Annotated in this window: 16 protein-coding genes; 14 read left to right on the top strand and 2 right to left on the bottom strand. The window is 54.9% G+C overall.

What is annotated here, in order from left to right:
* Window positions 1-59 precede the first annotated feature (59 nt).
* The 4 genes from FPZ49_RS07115 to FPZ49_RS07100 all read left to right on the top strand — a co-directional run bounded on the left by FPZ49_RS07115 (window position 60) and on the right by FPZ49_RS07100 (window position 4382).
* Window positions 60-1490, top strand: a complete 1431-nt coding sequence (locus FPZ49_RS07115; protein WP_144844991.1) for a hypothetical protein — start codon at window positions 60-62, stop codon at window positions 1488-1490.
* 104 nt (window positions 1491-1594) lie between these two features.
* Window positions 1595-2305: a zinc dependent phospholipase C family protein gene (locus FPZ49_RS07110; protein WP_144844989.1), complete on the top strand. Its 711-nt coding sequence runs from the start codon at window positions 1595-1597 to the stop codon at window positions 2303-2305.
* The gene (locus tag FPZ49_RS07105) at window positions 2271-2771 is read left to right on the top strand and encodes a metallophosphoesterase (protein WP_261381311.1); all 501 of its coding nucleotides are present in this window, start codon (window positions 2271-2273) and stop codon (window positions 2769-2771) included. The genes FPZ49_RS07110 and FPZ49_RS07105 overlap by 35 nt, the downstream gene beginning before the upstream one ends.
* Window positions 2772-3014: 243 nt before the next feature.
* Window positions 3015-4382 carry an aspartate aminotransferase family protein gene (locus FPZ49_RS07100; protein ID WP_144844987.1) on the top strand — a complete coding sequence of 456 codons (1368 nt, stop codon included), beginning with the start codon at window positions 3015-3017 and terminating at the stop codon, window positions 4380-4382.
* A gap of 33 nt (window positions 4383-4415) precedes the next feature.
* Here FPZ49_RS07100 and FPZ49_RS07095 read toward each other — a convergent pair whose 3' ends face one another.
* Window positions 4416-6095: a PucR family transcriptional regulator gene (locus FPZ49_RS07095; RefSeq protein ID WP_144844985.1), complete on the bottom strand. Its 1680-nt coding sequence runs from the start codon at window positions 6093-6095 to the stop codon at window positions 4416-4418.
* A 195-nt stretch (window positions 6096-6290) separates the two neighbouring features.
* Between FPZ49_RS07095 and FPZ49_RS07090 the strand changes: the two genes are divergently transcribed.
* Genes FPZ49_RS07090 through FPZ49_RS07070 form a run of 5 tightly spaced genes read left to right on the top strand, consistent with a single transcriptional unit; the run spans window position 6291 to window position 12014 of the window.
* Window positions 6291-7556 (top strand): M20 family metallo-hydrolase, encoded by a 1266-nt coding sequence (locus FPZ49_RS07090; RefSeq protein ID WP_144844983.1) that lies wholly within the window; start codon window positions 6291-6293, stop codon window positions 7554-7556.
* A gap of 5 nt (window positions 7557-7561) precedes the next feature.
* The gene (locus FPZ49_RS07085; RefSeq protein ID WP_144844980.1) at window positions 7562-8941 is read left to right on the top strand and encodes an NAD(P)-dependent oxidoreductase; all 1380 of its coding nucleotides are present in this window, start codon (window positions 7562-7564) and stop codon (window positions 8939-8941) included.
* Between the two features lie 34 nt (window positions 8942-8975).
* Entirely contained in the window at window positions 8976-10301 is a 1326-nt protein-coding gene (gene preA, locus FPZ49_RS07080; RefSeq protein WP_144844978.1) for an NAD-dependent dihydropyrimidine dehydrogenase subunit PreA, read from the top strand.
* A 3-nt stretch (window positions 10302-10304) separates the two neighbouring features.
* Window positions 10305-11729 (top strand): dihydropyrimidinase, encoded by a 1425-nt coding sequence (hydA, locus tag FPZ49_RS07075; protein ID WP_144844976.1) that lies wholly within the window; start codon window positions 10305-10307, stop codon window positions 11727-11729.
* 3 nt (window positions 11730-11732) lie between these two features.
* A complete protein-coding gene (locus FPZ49_RS07070; protein WP_144844974.1) occupies window positions 11733-12014 on the top strand; it encodes a hypothetical protein in 282 nt (93 codons plus the stop codon).
* Here FPZ49_RS07070 and FPZ49_RS07065 read toward each other — a convergent pair.
* Complete coding sequence (locus tag FPZ49_RS07065) at window positions 11956-12681, bottom strand: YwaF family protein (RefSeq protein WP_144844972.1); 726 nt, start codon at window positions 12679-12681, stop codon at window positions 11956-11958. The genes FPZ49_RS07070 and FPZ49_RS07065 overlap by 59 nt on opposite strands.
* A gap of 127 nt (window positions 12682-12808) precedes the next feature.
* Between FPZ49_RS07065 and FPZ49_RS07060 the strand changes: the two genes are divergently transcribed.
* The 5 genes from FPZ49_RS07060 to FPZ49_RS07055 all read left to right on the top strand — a co-directional run bounded on the left by FPZ49_RS07060 (window position 12809) and on the right by FPZ49_RS07055 (window position 14423).
* On the top strand, window positions 12809-13393 hold the full coding sequence (locus tag FPZ49_RS07060) for a histidine phosphatase family protein (protein WP_261381303.1): 585 nt from the start codon (window positions 12809-12811) through the stop codon (window positions 13391-13393).
* Between the two features lie 167 nt (window positions 13394-13560).
* Entirely contained in the window at window positions 13561-13650 is a 90-nt protein-coding gene (locus FPZ49_RS36355; RefSeq protein ID WP_222429881.1) for a YjcZ family sporulation protein, read from the top strand.
* A gap of 141 nt (window positions 13651-13791) precedes the next feature.
* Window positions 13792-13920: a hypothetical protein gene (locus FPZ49_RS36680; protein WP_261381302.1), complete on the top strand. Its 129-nt coding sequence runs from the start codon at window positions 13792-13794 to the stop codon at window positions 13918-13920.
* Window positions 13921-13975: 55 nt separating this feature from the next.
* Window positions 13976-14140: a hypothetical protein gene (locus FPZ49_RS35405; protein ID WP_186445664.1), complete on the top strand. Its 165-nt coding sequence runs from the start codon at window positions 13976-13978 to the stop codon at window positions 14138-14140.
* 97 nt (window positions 14141-14237) lie between these two features.
* Entirely contained in the window at window positions 14238-14423 is a 186-nt protein-coding gene (locus FPZ49_RS07055) for a CDGSH iron-sulfur domain-containing protein (protein WP_144844968.1), read from the top strand.
* Window positions 14424-14646 lie beyond the last annotated feature (223 nt).

Raw genomic sequence — 14646 nt, 5'->3', positions numbered from 1 at the left:
GCCACTGGTATAATTTTGCTTATCACCCCTAATATGGTGTCATTAAAGGAGGACGCAGCATGCAGCCCCCCACCCCCAAGCCGGCCAGCCCCAAAAACAAATGGATTGCCGCAGCGCTAGTCGGGATCATGCTGTGCGCAATTCTGGTCGTTTATGCCGCCCGATATCAGCGCTCACTCCCTACGGACTTCAGCGGGCAGACGCCATTAACTACCTACACCTTCGATGCGCCTTCGACCGGCGAGCTGCTGCTGAACGTGAAGGCCCATGCTCCAGCTACACAGTGGGGGATGAAGGGCAGCGAATCCAGCACGATCTCCGTCCTGCTGGATGGCGTGTATAAGGAAGACATCGTTTTATTTATGGGAGAGCAAGCGTTTGTTTACAAAGTGGCTGCAGGTGAAGTCGAGCAAGGCAGTCACAAGGTTCAACTCTATCCGAATCCGGACAAGTCCGCTTCGAAAACCGCCATTCCGCAGATCGAGCAGCTGACATCGACGATGATCGGACCTGGCCACCCGGATTATGACGTGTACCGGTATGCTCCGATCTTGTACGGACGCAACCTGCTGAACGTGGACGGCCCCTTTGAAAATAACTACACCGATACACCGCTCTTCATGTACCACCAGAAAACGAAAACCGACTCGTCAACCATCATCGAATATTCGATGATCTGGTCGAACGAGGATGGAGGAACGAGCACGCCTGCGCTGATGGCGCGATGGGGGAGAACGACGGATATCGAATGGTTTTACCGGGTGACGCTGGATGCCAAGGGCAATCTCCTCTCAGAAGCATACCAAGGCGAAGACCACCAAACATCAACCTTTTCCGGGGTGAAGGAAGGGTCTCATCCGCTGCTCGTCACTTCAACGGCGAACAATAATGTTCAGCAAGTAACGAAGGTGAATGAGACAACCGGCTATCGATTCTTCTTGGATCCCAGCCCAACGTATGACGGGGTTCGGGCGCGGGAATTCATGATGGATGAGAACCCGTGGATCTACCGGATTTCGGCCTTGGAAATGCTTCGCGAGGGTAAGGTCAATGCAAGACAGGCCAAATCCGCATCCAAAATCGACGATCCGCGCAATTATTTATACTTGGAGCTGGTAAAAGGCACCTCTCCGGCCAATATGAACGACAAAGCATGGGTCGGCACCGCGGTCGCAGTCAAGCTAAAGGGCGATCCGACATGGTATCCGTCCAACTTAAACGAGGACACGTGGTCGATCCAGCGGGACGCGCCGGCCGCAACAACCATTCGACTTCCGGCAGGCACGAGCAAGGAGCAGCTGGAGGCGATCAAGGTATTCGCAATTCCGGTAGGTAAACCGTCTCCAGCCTACAAAATTACCGTCAAGCGCATAAACCGGATGTTTTTACTGGATACACAGTACTTGCCTCAGCCTTCCTTCCTGCAATGGACAGGCAGCATTACGTTATCGAACGAACATCGGGAAGAGATCGTCTGGAGCGCCAAATGATATGACTAAACTATTAGTCCCTTATCATGATATCTGCAAGCCAAATATGGTAAGGTTGGTGTCGAGGATAAATCTTCCATCTTACTTAATTGAGGTGCTTCGACATGCCGCTGCCTATGGTACATTTGAGCGTAGCCGTTCATTTATTTGGTCAGGATCGCATTCCTGCCGGGTTTCTTCTTGGCAGCATAGCGCCGGACGCAATTCATATGCGGAAAAATACGAACCGTGAGGACAAGAAAAGAACCCATCTGAATATTGAGTCGTCTGACATGACGCTGGACTCCCTTCAGCCGGAGTACTTCGAATACCTGCAGCGAAGCGACGAGTCGGATTGGAAATGGTTTGTGAGAGGCTACTTCGCACATCTGCTGACGGATTACTATTGGCTCCAAACCGTATTTCGGACCCAATTCCGTGAAAAAGTGGAGGCAGCACGGCTTTCACCCGAAGACAACCGCAGGGCATATTATAAAGATACCGATCAAATTGATTTCAACAAGTATAAGAACAGCGCTTGGACCAGCGAGGTTTGGCAAACACTCATCGCTGCCGAGGCTTATGACATCGAACCGCTGCTCAGCGCGGACGAAATTTCTTACTGGCGGTACCGGACGATTCATTGGTTCGACCTGCTCTGTAAGGAGCCCGGCATCACGCCGCAATACATAACGGAAGCGATGGTGGATGAGTTTATCGAGCTGGCTGCAGCGCAAGTGAGGCTGGTGCTGCAGCACTGGGAGCAATCCATAGACGAGGGGCGAAGCCATTTTGAAGCCAGTGTTCATGATTTCAGATCATCACTTCGGGCATAAGCAGATCATTGATTATGAAAGAAGGCCTTTTGGCAGCAGCGAAGAGATGACGGAGACGATGATCGAGCGATGGAATGCCGTAGTCGGCAAAGAGGATAAAGTGTTTCATCTCGGCGATTTCTCATTCCTGAATCAGGAGAAGACCAGCGAGATCCTGAGCAGGCTGCACGGTTATAAAGTTTTAATCATGGGCAACCATGACCGCGGAAGATCGCGAAAGTGGTGGCTGGAGGCTGGATTTCAAGAGGTAAGCGAGCACGGCTTGATTTACAGCGGCTTTTTCTTCCTTACCCACGAGCCGATGTACATGAACAAACAGATGCCTTACGTCAATATCCATGGTCACATTCACGGGCAAAAGTATGAGAGCAGCCAGTACATCAACGTCAGCGTTGAGCACTGGGACTATACGCCGGTCGCTTTCGAGCAGCTCAAGGCGATGGTCGTTCCGAATGAGGAGCAGTAATCTTGGGTAATGAAAAAGACAAGCCTTTCTGAGCCGTCGTCAGAAGGGCTTGTTTGCATGTTCGGGGGCGCGCAAGGGCGGATGTATTTACTTTAACCTTCATGTTAAATATGGACATTGTGACGGAATTTTAGGGAACCTCTTTTACCTTTTGTCTAATGCTTGGGTGGGCGCATCCGTGTACCATGAGGATACTAGCCAGAGGTTTCCCTAAACCCATGAAGGGAGGAGCTAGGCTTAGCTATGGAACATAATCGCACAGCAGATGAGCTGGAAGGAAAGGATCGCAAGCATCTTTGGCATCATATGGCTCCGTACAGTGACAAGGCTGCGCCGATGATTGTAACGGAGGGAAAAGGCTCCTGGATCACCGATCTGAACGGCAAACGCTATCTGGATGCCATGTCGGGACTATGGTGCGTGAATGTCGGATATGGACGCAAGGAGCTGGCGGAGGCGGCCTATGAGCAGCTGCTTACGATGCCGTACTATCCGTTGTCGCAAAGTCATCTGCCGGCGATTCGTCTGGCGGAGAAGCTCAGCGAGTGGCTGGAGGGAGAGTATGTCATCTTTTTCTCCAACAGCGGGTCGGACGCCAATGAGGCCGCGTTCAAAATGGTTCGGCAATACCAGCAGCAAATCGGCCGTCACAGCCGGTATAAGTTTATTTCCCGTTACCGCTCTTATCACGGAGGATCGATGGGGGCGCTGTCCGCTACAGGGCAGGCGCAGCGCAAGTATAAGTATGAGCCGCTGAGCAGCGGGTTCCTGCATGTGCGACCGCCCGACAGCTACCGCCGGCCAGCGGGCATGTCGGTTCACGATTTCAATCTGCAGTGCGCTCAGGCGATTGAGGACACCATCGTCTGGGAAGGGGAGGAGACGATCGCAGGCGTCATTCTCGAGCCCGTCATTACAGGTGGAGGCATTATCGTCCCCGAACCGGCCTATCTGGAGCGGGTGCAGGAGATTTGCCGAAGCCACGGAGTCTTGCTGATCGTTGACGAAGTGATCTGCGGATTCGGCCGGTCCGGACGCAAGTTCGGCCACCACAATTTCGGTCTGAAGCCGGATATCGTTACGATGGCCAAAGGGCTGACCAGCGGCTATCTTCCTCTCTCCGCCACGGCGGTGTGCAAAGACATTTACGAGGTGTTTAAGGAGCAAGAGGATTATAGTTATTTTCGCCACGTCAATACGTTTGGCGGCAATCCGGCGGCATGCGCACTGGCGCTGAAAAATCTGGAGATTTTGGAGACGGAGGGACTGGTGGAGCGCGCCCGATTGCTTGGTGAGCGTCTAAGCGAGCAGCTGGCTGAGCTAGATTCTCATCCACTGGTTGGGGATATTCGCAGCTTCGGCTTTCTGACGGGGATCGAGCTGGTGAAGTCGAAGGAAACGAAAGCCCCGGTCTCCCTTGCCACCGTGAAAAAGATCATGGCAACCTGTAAGGAGCGGGGCCTGATTATCGGGAAAAACGGCGATACGGTCGCCGGATTCAACAACGTCCTCACCCTCGCGCCACCGCTGTCCTCCACTGATGAGGATCTCGATTTTATCGTTACGACCGTTAAGCAAGTGATGAGCGAAAATGAGAAGGAAACCGACTAGGGCCGCGGCTGCTGACTCCCCTGCCAGTTCCGCTTAGCGCGGGGGTGAGGCTGTCACGAACTTGTCCGGATAAAGCAGCTGATAAGCGCGCAAGGCGACTTGTATGGAGATGCGCTGCTCCGGTGCCATGAAGTGCGGTCCCAGCAGCTCTGCAATTTTCTCCAGCCGGTAGTAGAGCGATTGCCGGACGATGTACAGTTTTTGCGCCGCAATTTGCTTGGAGCCGTCGTGATCGAGGTACACCTTGAGCGTAAGCACCAGCTCGCTGCCCTTAGCTTGATCGTAATCGAGGAGCGGTCCCAAGTAATTGCGGATGAACTGCTGCAGCGTGGTACCGTCGTTAATTGGTAGGAGCAGCTGAAACACCCCCAGCTCATCGTAAAACAGGATCGGCCGCCCAAGGACGGGATAGAGCGACAGCGCCTGAACGGCCTCCTGATGGCTGTTGTAAGTGCTGGACAGCTGCGTGTAGCCTCTGCCGACTCCGATCAGCAGCTTGAGATTTTTTAGCCGCTCATCCGCCTGCCCTTCGCGCAGCGATTCCAGCGCCTGCTGCAGCCTTTCTTTTGTTCGTACTTTGGACTTCATATCCACCGCAATAACGGCCAGCCGATTGTTCTTCAGCGTGATGAACGGGTGAAAGCAGTGCTTCTCGAAGGTGCTGCGAAGGAGCAGGCAGAAGTGATAGCGGATGGACTCACCATCAAACTCCTCAGTTGCACTTCCCTCATCCTGCCCATGACCCAGCTCAATCAAGCATACATGGTAATTACGCTCGCTAACGCGCTTGAACTCCGGCCCCATCATCGCTTGAATCTGCGGCTCGTCCTCTACCCGGTGGTTTAAGAGCTGATCGACCCACACATTTTCCGAAAATAGTTTGCGTTCCTCAATATATCTCGTTCGTAGCAGCTCTTGGGCGATCGAAAGTGCTGCCGAATCCAACAGCAAGAAATCGTATTCCTGCGGCTTTAGGTCCGTCTGCATGAGGAGATATGCCCAGGTTTGATGAAGCGCTCCTACCGGCTTGACAATGACGGTCTGCCCGTCCAGCTCATGCACACATGGTGCCGAATCGGGTGAAAGCTGCTCCCATTGCTCCCGGAATCCTTTTAGAGCTTGAAGCCGGTGTCCTTGCTCCTCGGCTGGGATGGCGGGCCAGCAGATGGGTTTTCCCGCTAAAGGCTGGAACATCAGCTGTGCATGCGTGCTCTTGTGCAGCAGCTTCAGAATTTGAAGCGTGCCCTGAGACGTCAGCGATAAGCGATGGAATGCTCTGGAGACGCTCTCGAGCTCCTGAAGCGCCTCGTGATGGCGGTTGATGATCAAGGAGTGCAAATCCTGTGTGATGTCCACAAAACGTACTTGATGGGGAAAGACGATGAACGGGAAATCGCATCGGTTGGCCAGCTCCAGCAGCTCGTCCGAAACCGATTGAAAGTAAGGTCCGAGCTCGATGCAAAGACAGGCAGCTTGCTGCTGAATCAGGTTGTCCATGAAGGAGACGGAAGCGGCCCGGTCCAACTGGAAGCCAATGCCGGTTGTTAGAATCATTTCTTCGCCATGAATGAGCTTCTCGAAGCTGGCAATTTCCAATATATGAACCCACCGAATCGGACGGTGAAGTCCACCGGCTCCTGCAACCACCTTGGCGTGCTGGAAGAGCGGACGCTGCAAAGCTTCGCCTACCGTCAGCAAACGTTTCGGTTCCACGCACATCCCCCGCTTTTTTTGGCAGAATCTAGCACTCTATTTTATTCAATATACCATAGCCAGTTGATAAATTATCTAAAAATTCAAACATTATAGGAGCGGAAATGAAATATTTTCCGAGTCTTCCCTATATGTATGTGGTATTGCAATGTCACATGCTGCAACCGTTGAATCGAGAACATTGGAGGGATGCGAATGCGAGAATCGACGATTAACGCGGATCGCGTTGAACAGCGGATAAACCGACTGGCCGAGATTGGCAAGATTAGCGACACGGGAGTATGCCGTCTGGCGCTCTCTCCGGAAGACCGTGAGGCGGTAGAGCTGGTCAAGGGCTGGATGGAGGAAGCTGGTCTCATGGCTCGCATCGACGCGTTTGGCAATTTGATCGCTCGAATGGAGGGGGGGAATCCCGGTGCGCCGGCGCTCATGTTGGGTTCACATATTGATACGCAGCCCTATGCGGGTCGATTCGATGGAATCGTTGGAGTGATCGGCGCGCTTGAAGTGGTGCAGACGCTTGTGGAACAAGAGATCGTGCCCCCGTTTCCGATCGAGGTGGCGTCGTTTTGCGATGAGGAGGGCTGCCGGTTTAACAAAGGGCTGTTCGGTGTGCGCGGGCTGCTCGGGAGGCTGGAGGAGGGCGAGCTGGAGCGAGCCGACAAGCACGGCGTGACCCGGAGAGATGCGCTGCTGGCCTTTGGAGGCGATCCCGAGCGCTTCGCTGAATGCGAGTATGAGCCGGGGAATGTGGGAGCCTTCCTGGAGCTGCACATTGAGCAGGGACCGGTGCTGGAGGCGCTGGACGCTCCAGTCGGTATTGTGACCGGTATCGCCGGACCGCTGTGGTGGACGGTGGATCTGTACGGGTTCGCAGGACATGCCGGATCCGTGCCCATGCCGCTGAGAAAGGATGCGCTTGTCGGCGCAGCACAGGTCATCTCAGGACTGCGGGCGCTTGCGGTGAGCGAGCCGGGGGCGCCTACGGTCGGGACCGTAGGGTCGCTGAAGGTATTCCCGGATTCCCGCAACATCATTCCGGAGCATGTGCAGTTCACCGTCGATTTGCGCGATATTGATCTGGCACGCAGGAACCGGCTGGAGCAGCAGCTGCGCGAGCTGTTGGATGCCACGGCGCAAGAGCACGGGCTTCGCTACGAGATTCGCGAGGATACGAACAGCGAGCCGCGCTATTGCGCCAAGCGGCTCAAGAGCGCCATCCGTGAGGCTGCACAGACGATGGAGCTGGCGCCGCCGCCCGAGCTCATGAGCGGTCCGTTCCATGACTCGCTCGCGATGTCCTATTATTGCGACTACAGTATGATTTTTGTTCGCTGCCGGGAGGGGATCAGCCATAATCCGAAGGAGTATGCAAGCAAAGCTGACATTGCGACAGGAACGGAGCTGCTGTATCAAACCGCGCTGAAGCTTATTCTCGACGCGCAGGGAAAGGATGGATAATCGCCATGGACCACGGACCCCGAACGTCTCCCGGAACGCTCCCTCCCGAGCAGCTTCGCTGCAATTTTGCCGAGGTTGTCCCGGGCTTAACCCGCAAAGCGGCGATGGAAGAATCCAATCGCTGTCTGTACTGCTATGACGCCCCCTGTATTCAGGCCTGTCCGACAGGCATTAATATTCCATCGTTTATTAAGCGCATCGCCACCGATAATCTTCGAGGCGCGGCCACGACGATCATGCAGTCGAATCCGGTGGGGGCTAGCTGCTCCCGCGTCTGCCCCACTGAGGTGCTCTGCGAGGGCGCCTGTGTGCTGAACGATGCCTCGAAGCCGATTCGGATTGGCCTGCTGCAGCGCTATGCGACCGATTGGGCAATCGCAAGCGGCCGCACGTTGTTCACGGCCGGAGCGCCCAACGGCAAGAAGGTCGCCGTCATCGGCGGTGGCCCGGCTGGGCTGTCGGCCGCGCGGGAGCTGGCGCTCAGCGGCTTCTCGGTCGTGATTTACGAAGCCAAGCCGCAGGCCGGCGGACTGAACACGCATGGCATTGTTTCCTTCCGGCTGCCGCAGGAGGTCTCGCTGTGGGAGGTCGAGCAGGTGGAGAAGCTGGGCGTGCAGATTCGAACAGGTGTGAAGGTGGGCGTCGATGTGCCTGTCGCGGAGCTGCTCGATGGCTATGACGCGATCGTGCTTGCCGCCGGCATGAGCTATGTACCTCGGCTGGGCATCGAGGGAGAGGAGCTGGCGGGCGTCTATGACGCCATCCGTTTCGTGGAGCACACGAAGACAGATTTGCCGCCGATTCCCCTGCAAGGCGCCAGGGTGGCTGTGATCGGAGCGGGCAATACGGCGATCGACGCGGCTACCTGTTCGGTGCGGCTTGGAGCAGCCAATGTCAAAATCGTATACAGGCGCACGAAAGAGGAAATGACAGCGTATGAGTTTGAATACGAATTTGCCAAGCAGGATAGCGTCGAATTCAGCTGGCTTGCGGCTCCTAAGCGGATCATAGGCGATAGCTCAGGCAAGGTGACCCACCTGCAATGCGTGCGGATGGAGCTGTCACAGGAAGCCGGCAAGGACGGTCGACCCATCCCCGTACCGGTCGAAGGCTCAGAATTCGAGCTGCCGGTAGATGCCGTCATTGTCGCGATCGGCCAAGAGCGGCACCAGCAGCTCATCGATCTGCTCGGCCTTGCGCATGATCGCGGCGTAGTGCAGATCGATCCACAATCGCATCAGACCTCCAATCCGCGCATTTACGCCGCTGGGGATATTGTCTTCGGACGCGGGCAAGGCGAGGCGATGGTCGTGTCGGCGGCGGAGCAAGGCAAGCGCGTAGCGCGAGCCATTGCAAGTAGCTTGGACTTGGTGCCGAAAGGGTAATCATCATATTTTCTTCTATAAGGAGGATGGCAGGATGGCCGATTTACGCATCCGATTTGCCGGCATCGAATCGCCCAATCCGTTCTGGCTGGCGTCCGCGCCCCCAACGAATACGGGCTATCAGGTGCAGCGTGCGTTTGAAGCGGGCTGGGGCGGCGCCGTCTGGAAAACGCTAGGGGAGCCGATCATCAACACGTCTTCGCGGTTTGCGGCGGTGCATTTTGGCGGTCAGCGCGTCGCCGGCTTTAACAATATCGAGCTCATCACCGATCGGCCGCTGGAGGTCAACCTGAAGGAGATTTATGAAACAAAGAAAAAATTTCCGAAGCATGCGCTGATCGTCTCCCTGATGGTCGAGCCCAAGCGGGAAAAATGGCATGAAATCGTCAAACGCGTAGAAGCGATCGGCGTCGACGGGCTGGAGCTGAACTTCGGCTGTCCGCACGGCATGGCGGAGCGGGGGATGGGCTCGGCCTCGGGCCAGCAGCCGGACCTGATTGAGCTGCAGACGATGTGGGTCAAGGAGGTTGCTCAGACGCCAGTCATCGTGAAGCTGACGCCCAACATTACGGACATTACCGTTACTGCACGACATGCCGTACTTGGCGGTGCGGATGCGATCAGCTTGATCAACACGATCAACAGCCTAGCAGGCGTCGATCTGGATACGTGGAACACGATTCCCCATGTCGCAGGCAAAGGGGCTCACGGGGGCTACTGCGGACCGGCCGTCAAGCCGATTGCGCTGAGCATGGTGGCGGAGTGCGCCAAAGATCCGCGGGTCGGTGTCCCGATCTCCGGGATCGGAGGGATCTCCAGCTGGCAGGATGCGGCTGAATTTATGCTTATGGGTGCGAGCGGGGTGCAAATTTGTACGGCGGCCATGCATCATGGGTTCCACATCGTCGAAGAAATGATCGATGGGCTGAACAACTACCTCGATGAAAAAGGCATTGTCTCGGTGATGCAGCTGGTCGGGCAATCCGTGAGCCGGTATTCCAGCTGGGGGGATCTTGATTTGAATTATAAGATCGTCGCGCGGATCAACACAGACACCTGTATTAACTGCAACAAATGCCATATTGCCTGCGAAGACACTGCCCATCAATGCATTGACCGGCTGACGAATGCCGAGGGCAAACCGATGCTGAAGGTACGCGAAGACGACTGCGTCGGCTGTAATCTCTGTTCCATCGTCTGCCCGGTAGACGGAGCGATTGAGATGGTCGAGGTGCCGGGAGACGAACCTTCGATGAGCTGGAACGACCGACAAAAAGCGGTGGAACGGCTGATGCGGGAATCGGCCCTAACGGAGCAGGAACCAGGTGCGACATCGGAATCGGAAAAGGAGGCTGGCTAAGCGATGAAAAAGGTCATTAAAAATGGCACCATCGTCACTGCGTCGGATACGTATTTCGGCGATATTTTGATCGAGGACGGGGTTATTGTCATGATCGGCGTCGATCTGGATGCGCAAAACGCGGAGATCGTCGATGCTTCAGGCTGCTATGTTTTCCCGGGCGGGATCGATCCGCATACGCACCTGGATATGCCTTTTGGCGGGACGGTGACGGCTGATGATTTTGAGTCAGGGACGATCGCGGCGGCGTTTGGGGGCACGACGACGATCATCGATTTTTGCCTCACGTCCAAGGATGCGCCCCTGAGCAAAGCGGTTGAGGCCTGGCACGCCAAATCCAAGGGAAAAGCGGTCATAGACTACGGGTTTCATCTGATGATCGGCGAAGTGAACGATGACGTGCTGTTCGAGCTGCCCCAAATGATCGAGGAGGAAGGCATTACTTCCCTCAAGGTGTTCATGGCGTATAAGAACGTCTTCCAAGCTGACGACGGCACGCTGTTCAAAACACTGCAGCTGGCCAAAGAGCATGGCGCGCTCGTCATGGTGCATGCGGAGAACGGCGACGTGATCGCCTACCTGATCGAGAAGGCGTTGTCCGAAGGGCAAACGGAGCCGATCTATCATGCGCTGACCCGCCCTCCGGTGCTGGAAGGGGAGGCGACAGGCCGGGCGGCGGCCCTTACCGAGCTGGCGGACTCGCAGCTGTATGTGGTGCACGTCACCTGTGCCGAAGCGGTATGGAAGATCGAGGAGGCGCGGAAAAAAGGGCTGCGCGTCTATGGAGAGACTTGTCCGCAATATTTGATGCTGGATCAATCGAGCTTGGCGAAGCCGGGCTTTGAGGGGGCAAAATACGTGTGGTCGCCGCCGCTTCGGGAAAAGTGGAACCAAGACGTGCTGTGGAACGCTCTGTGGAGCGGGTCGCTGCAAACGGTCGGCTCCGACCAGTGCTCATTTAATTTTAACGGGCAGAAGGATTTAGGCCTGGGGGACTTTTCTAAAATCCCGAACGGCGGGCCGACGATTGAAGATCGTTTCAGCATTTTGTACTCGGAGGGGGTTCACAAGGGGAGGCTGTCTCTCCATCAATTCGTCGATGTCATCGCCACCAGCAGCGCCAAGCTATTCGGTCTTTTCCCGCAAAAAGGCACGATCGCCATCGGCAGCGACGCGGATATCGTCATTTTCGACCCGCACTGTAAGCGAACGATTTCGGCTGAGACGCACCACATGAAGGTGGATTATAATGCGTTCGAGGGACTGGAAATTACGGGAGAGCCTGTGTCGGTTTTAGTGCGGGGCGAGTTTATTGTCCGCGACAAACAGTTTGTCGGTCAACCGGGGTCTGGGCAGTACCTGCAGCGCAAACGGTTCAATCAGCCGGAGAAGCTGCCGGTCAAAGAGCAGACGATGGGAGGCGCGTGAACGATGTCCATCTATGATGAATTTGTTCGCGAAAAAGAGGCGGTCGATCGCATTTTGTCCAGTGGTTTTGCCATTCGGGGGCTGCGGGAAAGCTTGGATGGAACCGAGGTTCGTTTTAGCAAGGATAAAAACGTGGAGCAAGAGGTGCTGCTGCTGCTCAACGCCGACGCGAGGAAATATGTCACTACCCTGATTTTCACTCAGCAGCTGAGGCAGGCCAAGGCTTTTATTCCCCTTTCGGACGACGGAGACGGCGAAGCTGAAACGGCAAGTACAGCAGAATAAACATCACCACGGCAACACCCTCCAAGGCGATGACATACCAAGGCCAAGGGCCTAAATAATTCAGCAGGGTATCGCCGGCAGGCTTCTCCGCAATGAAGAAATAATTGCCGCCAGTGATCCAGTTTACTGGTATAATGACGGCAAGCAGACCGTTCAAAAGCAGCAGAGCTCGCCAGATCGAGCGCCAAGTCGGTCTATAACCATGCACCCAAGTCATGTACAACGCGACCCACACGATGGCCCCATGGCCAAGGAAAAAATAAAAATACGTAAAATGCGGAAACCCCGACAAAATCGCTGCCGGCGTCAGCAGAGCCTGAAGCGCACCGGCTACGCCGGCAAAGTATAAGAACTCATACAGCAGCTGGAAGGGAAATAGGAGCAGCACGATGGTCAGGATGTAGCTGATGCTGCACAGCTGAAGAGGGAGCGTATCCGCAGCGGTAAACTGGTGGTAATAAAAGTACCAGCCGTACAAGATCAGCTCAAACAATAGCAGCAGCGAGCTTAGGCCGTATTTTACGGTTTGCTTCCAGGCCAGACGGTGGCGGAACACCGCTTGATACCGGTAGAGCAGCCCGATGGAGAGCATAATGACGGCAAGGGGTACAAAATGCTGAGTGCTGAACATAGTGAAAGGAAACGGGGTTTGGGACAACCAGTCCATGGGATGCGGCTCCTTTCTTTTTTGGGTGGGAAGGTTGGCCGGCGGCGGCTTCTTGTATTGTTTCCATCCAGCCTATGCTGCAAACCCGCGCCATATGAACTTAAGAATCAAGGAGGCTGCAGCGCTTGTGGTAAAGACGATCTACCTGGTTCGCCATTGCAAGGCGGAGGGACAAGAGCCGGACGCCCTGCTTACGGTCGAAGGCCGGAGGCAAGCGGAGGAGCTTGCGGAATTTTTGAAGCATACGGCCGCCGTCGAGGTGGTGGTAAGCAGCCCCTTTGTGCGTGCGGTGGAGACGATACGTCCTTTCTGCGAGCAGAGAGCTTGCAAACTTCAGGTTGATGCTCGGCTTGAGGAGCGGGTGCTGTCTACCGAATCGATGCCGGATTGGATGGATCGGCTGAAGCGGACATATGACGATCTGCATCTTGCATTTCCAGGCGGCGAATCCTCTTATGAGGCGATGCGAAGAGGTATCGAGGTGCTGCAGGAGCTCTTGGCACGTCCGGAGTCGGAATGCCTGGTAGTAACCCACGGAGCTCTGCTGACCTTACTGCTCAAGCATTACGATCCACGTGTCGGCTTTGCGGAGTGGAAGGGGCTGACGAATCCGAATGTGTTTCAGTTGATCTTTGAAACCGAAGCAGGAGCACCGACTATTCGGCGAGTATGGGATGCGGAGGCTTCGCTTTGGTTCGCCAAACACCAATAGACGAAAGCAATAGATGCCCTCGTCTCAATAGATGTCATCCTATGACAAGCTTTTCTCCGATGGAACGTCAAAGTCCCCCTGATGAAACGCCCATTTTCTAAAGCGTCCATTCCATCCGCCATTATCCTTCATACAATACAGAAGCTAAGGCGGAAGGAGGATGTCACATGAGCTACGCAAAAGGCTTTACTTCGACTGGCACGATCCTCGTGCTCTTTATTCTGTTAGTCATTGTTCTTGGTGCATGGGTAATCTAATGATTCGCTCATAAGCTTGATGAAGGGGTCCATGTCTCTGGCATGGGCCTTCTTCTTGTTTTTCTCTATTTATTCTATGCATTTCTCCGGCTTCTTGTGCATAGATTCATAGAAAGAAAGATCAACCGGAGGCGAAGCACGATGGCGGATTTCGTAATGTCCAGCTGGTGGCAGGGGATGGGTACGATGCTTTTTTTAGCGGTGATGGTCGCCATTGGCTGGTGCTTCTATGATGCGAGAAAAGAGGCGGAGCAGCAGTCCGCAGAATAGGATAAAATTCCAACTCAGGGATATGCTATCCTTTTAAAAGGAGGAGTGCATGTCCATGCCCCACGAAGAACATGTGCCAAGCAGCCAAAGAGCAGATTTCGAGTCGACGCTTAATCAGGCCGACACCCTGGCTATGGATCTGATGCGCGAATATGCCAGGCAGCTGAACGGCGAAACGGAAGCACCGATCGCAATGGATTTGGAGTCTAATCAAGCTTGAGCAATCAAGCTATTGCTTCTTTAAGTCATGGGTGATGGAGATGGGTTTATTCCGGGGCCCTAGTGGTAATGATTGGGGGTAGAGAGGAGGTGAGCCCATGGCTGATATTAAAGTTCTCGACGACGGTCCACTGTTGGTTAACGGTGTGACGCTGCTGGATGGCGAAGGCAATGCGGTTGAAACCAAAGAGCAGTATTATCTCTGTCGATGTGGTCTGTCCGCGAATAAGCCTTACTGTAACGGCGCGCACAAAGGAAAGTTTGAAAGCAAAGTAAGAGCTTAACGCGGCGGAAGATGGACAAGGCGATGGCACGAAGGTGCTGTCGTCTTTTTTATGTGCGCCACGCATGGCGATTAACTAGGCGGTGAAAGTCCGCTGTGGGGGCTTGTAGTTGCCAACCACTAGCCAAGAGCAAGGGTGTCCATTGCAAGGTGGAATCTGAAGGAAGCTGGAGGCAAACTTCCGACCCGAGGAACACGAATATCATCAGGCACAGGATATGGGA

This window comes from Paenibacillus cremeus (assembly GCF_007786445.1).
GTDB lineage: Bacteria > Bacillota > Bacilli > Paenibacillales > NBRC-103111 > Paenibacillus_G > Paenibacillus_G cremeus.
The sequence above is the reverse complement of the archived record's forward strand: the minus strand, read 5'-3'. Positions and strand labels throughout refer to the sequence as shown.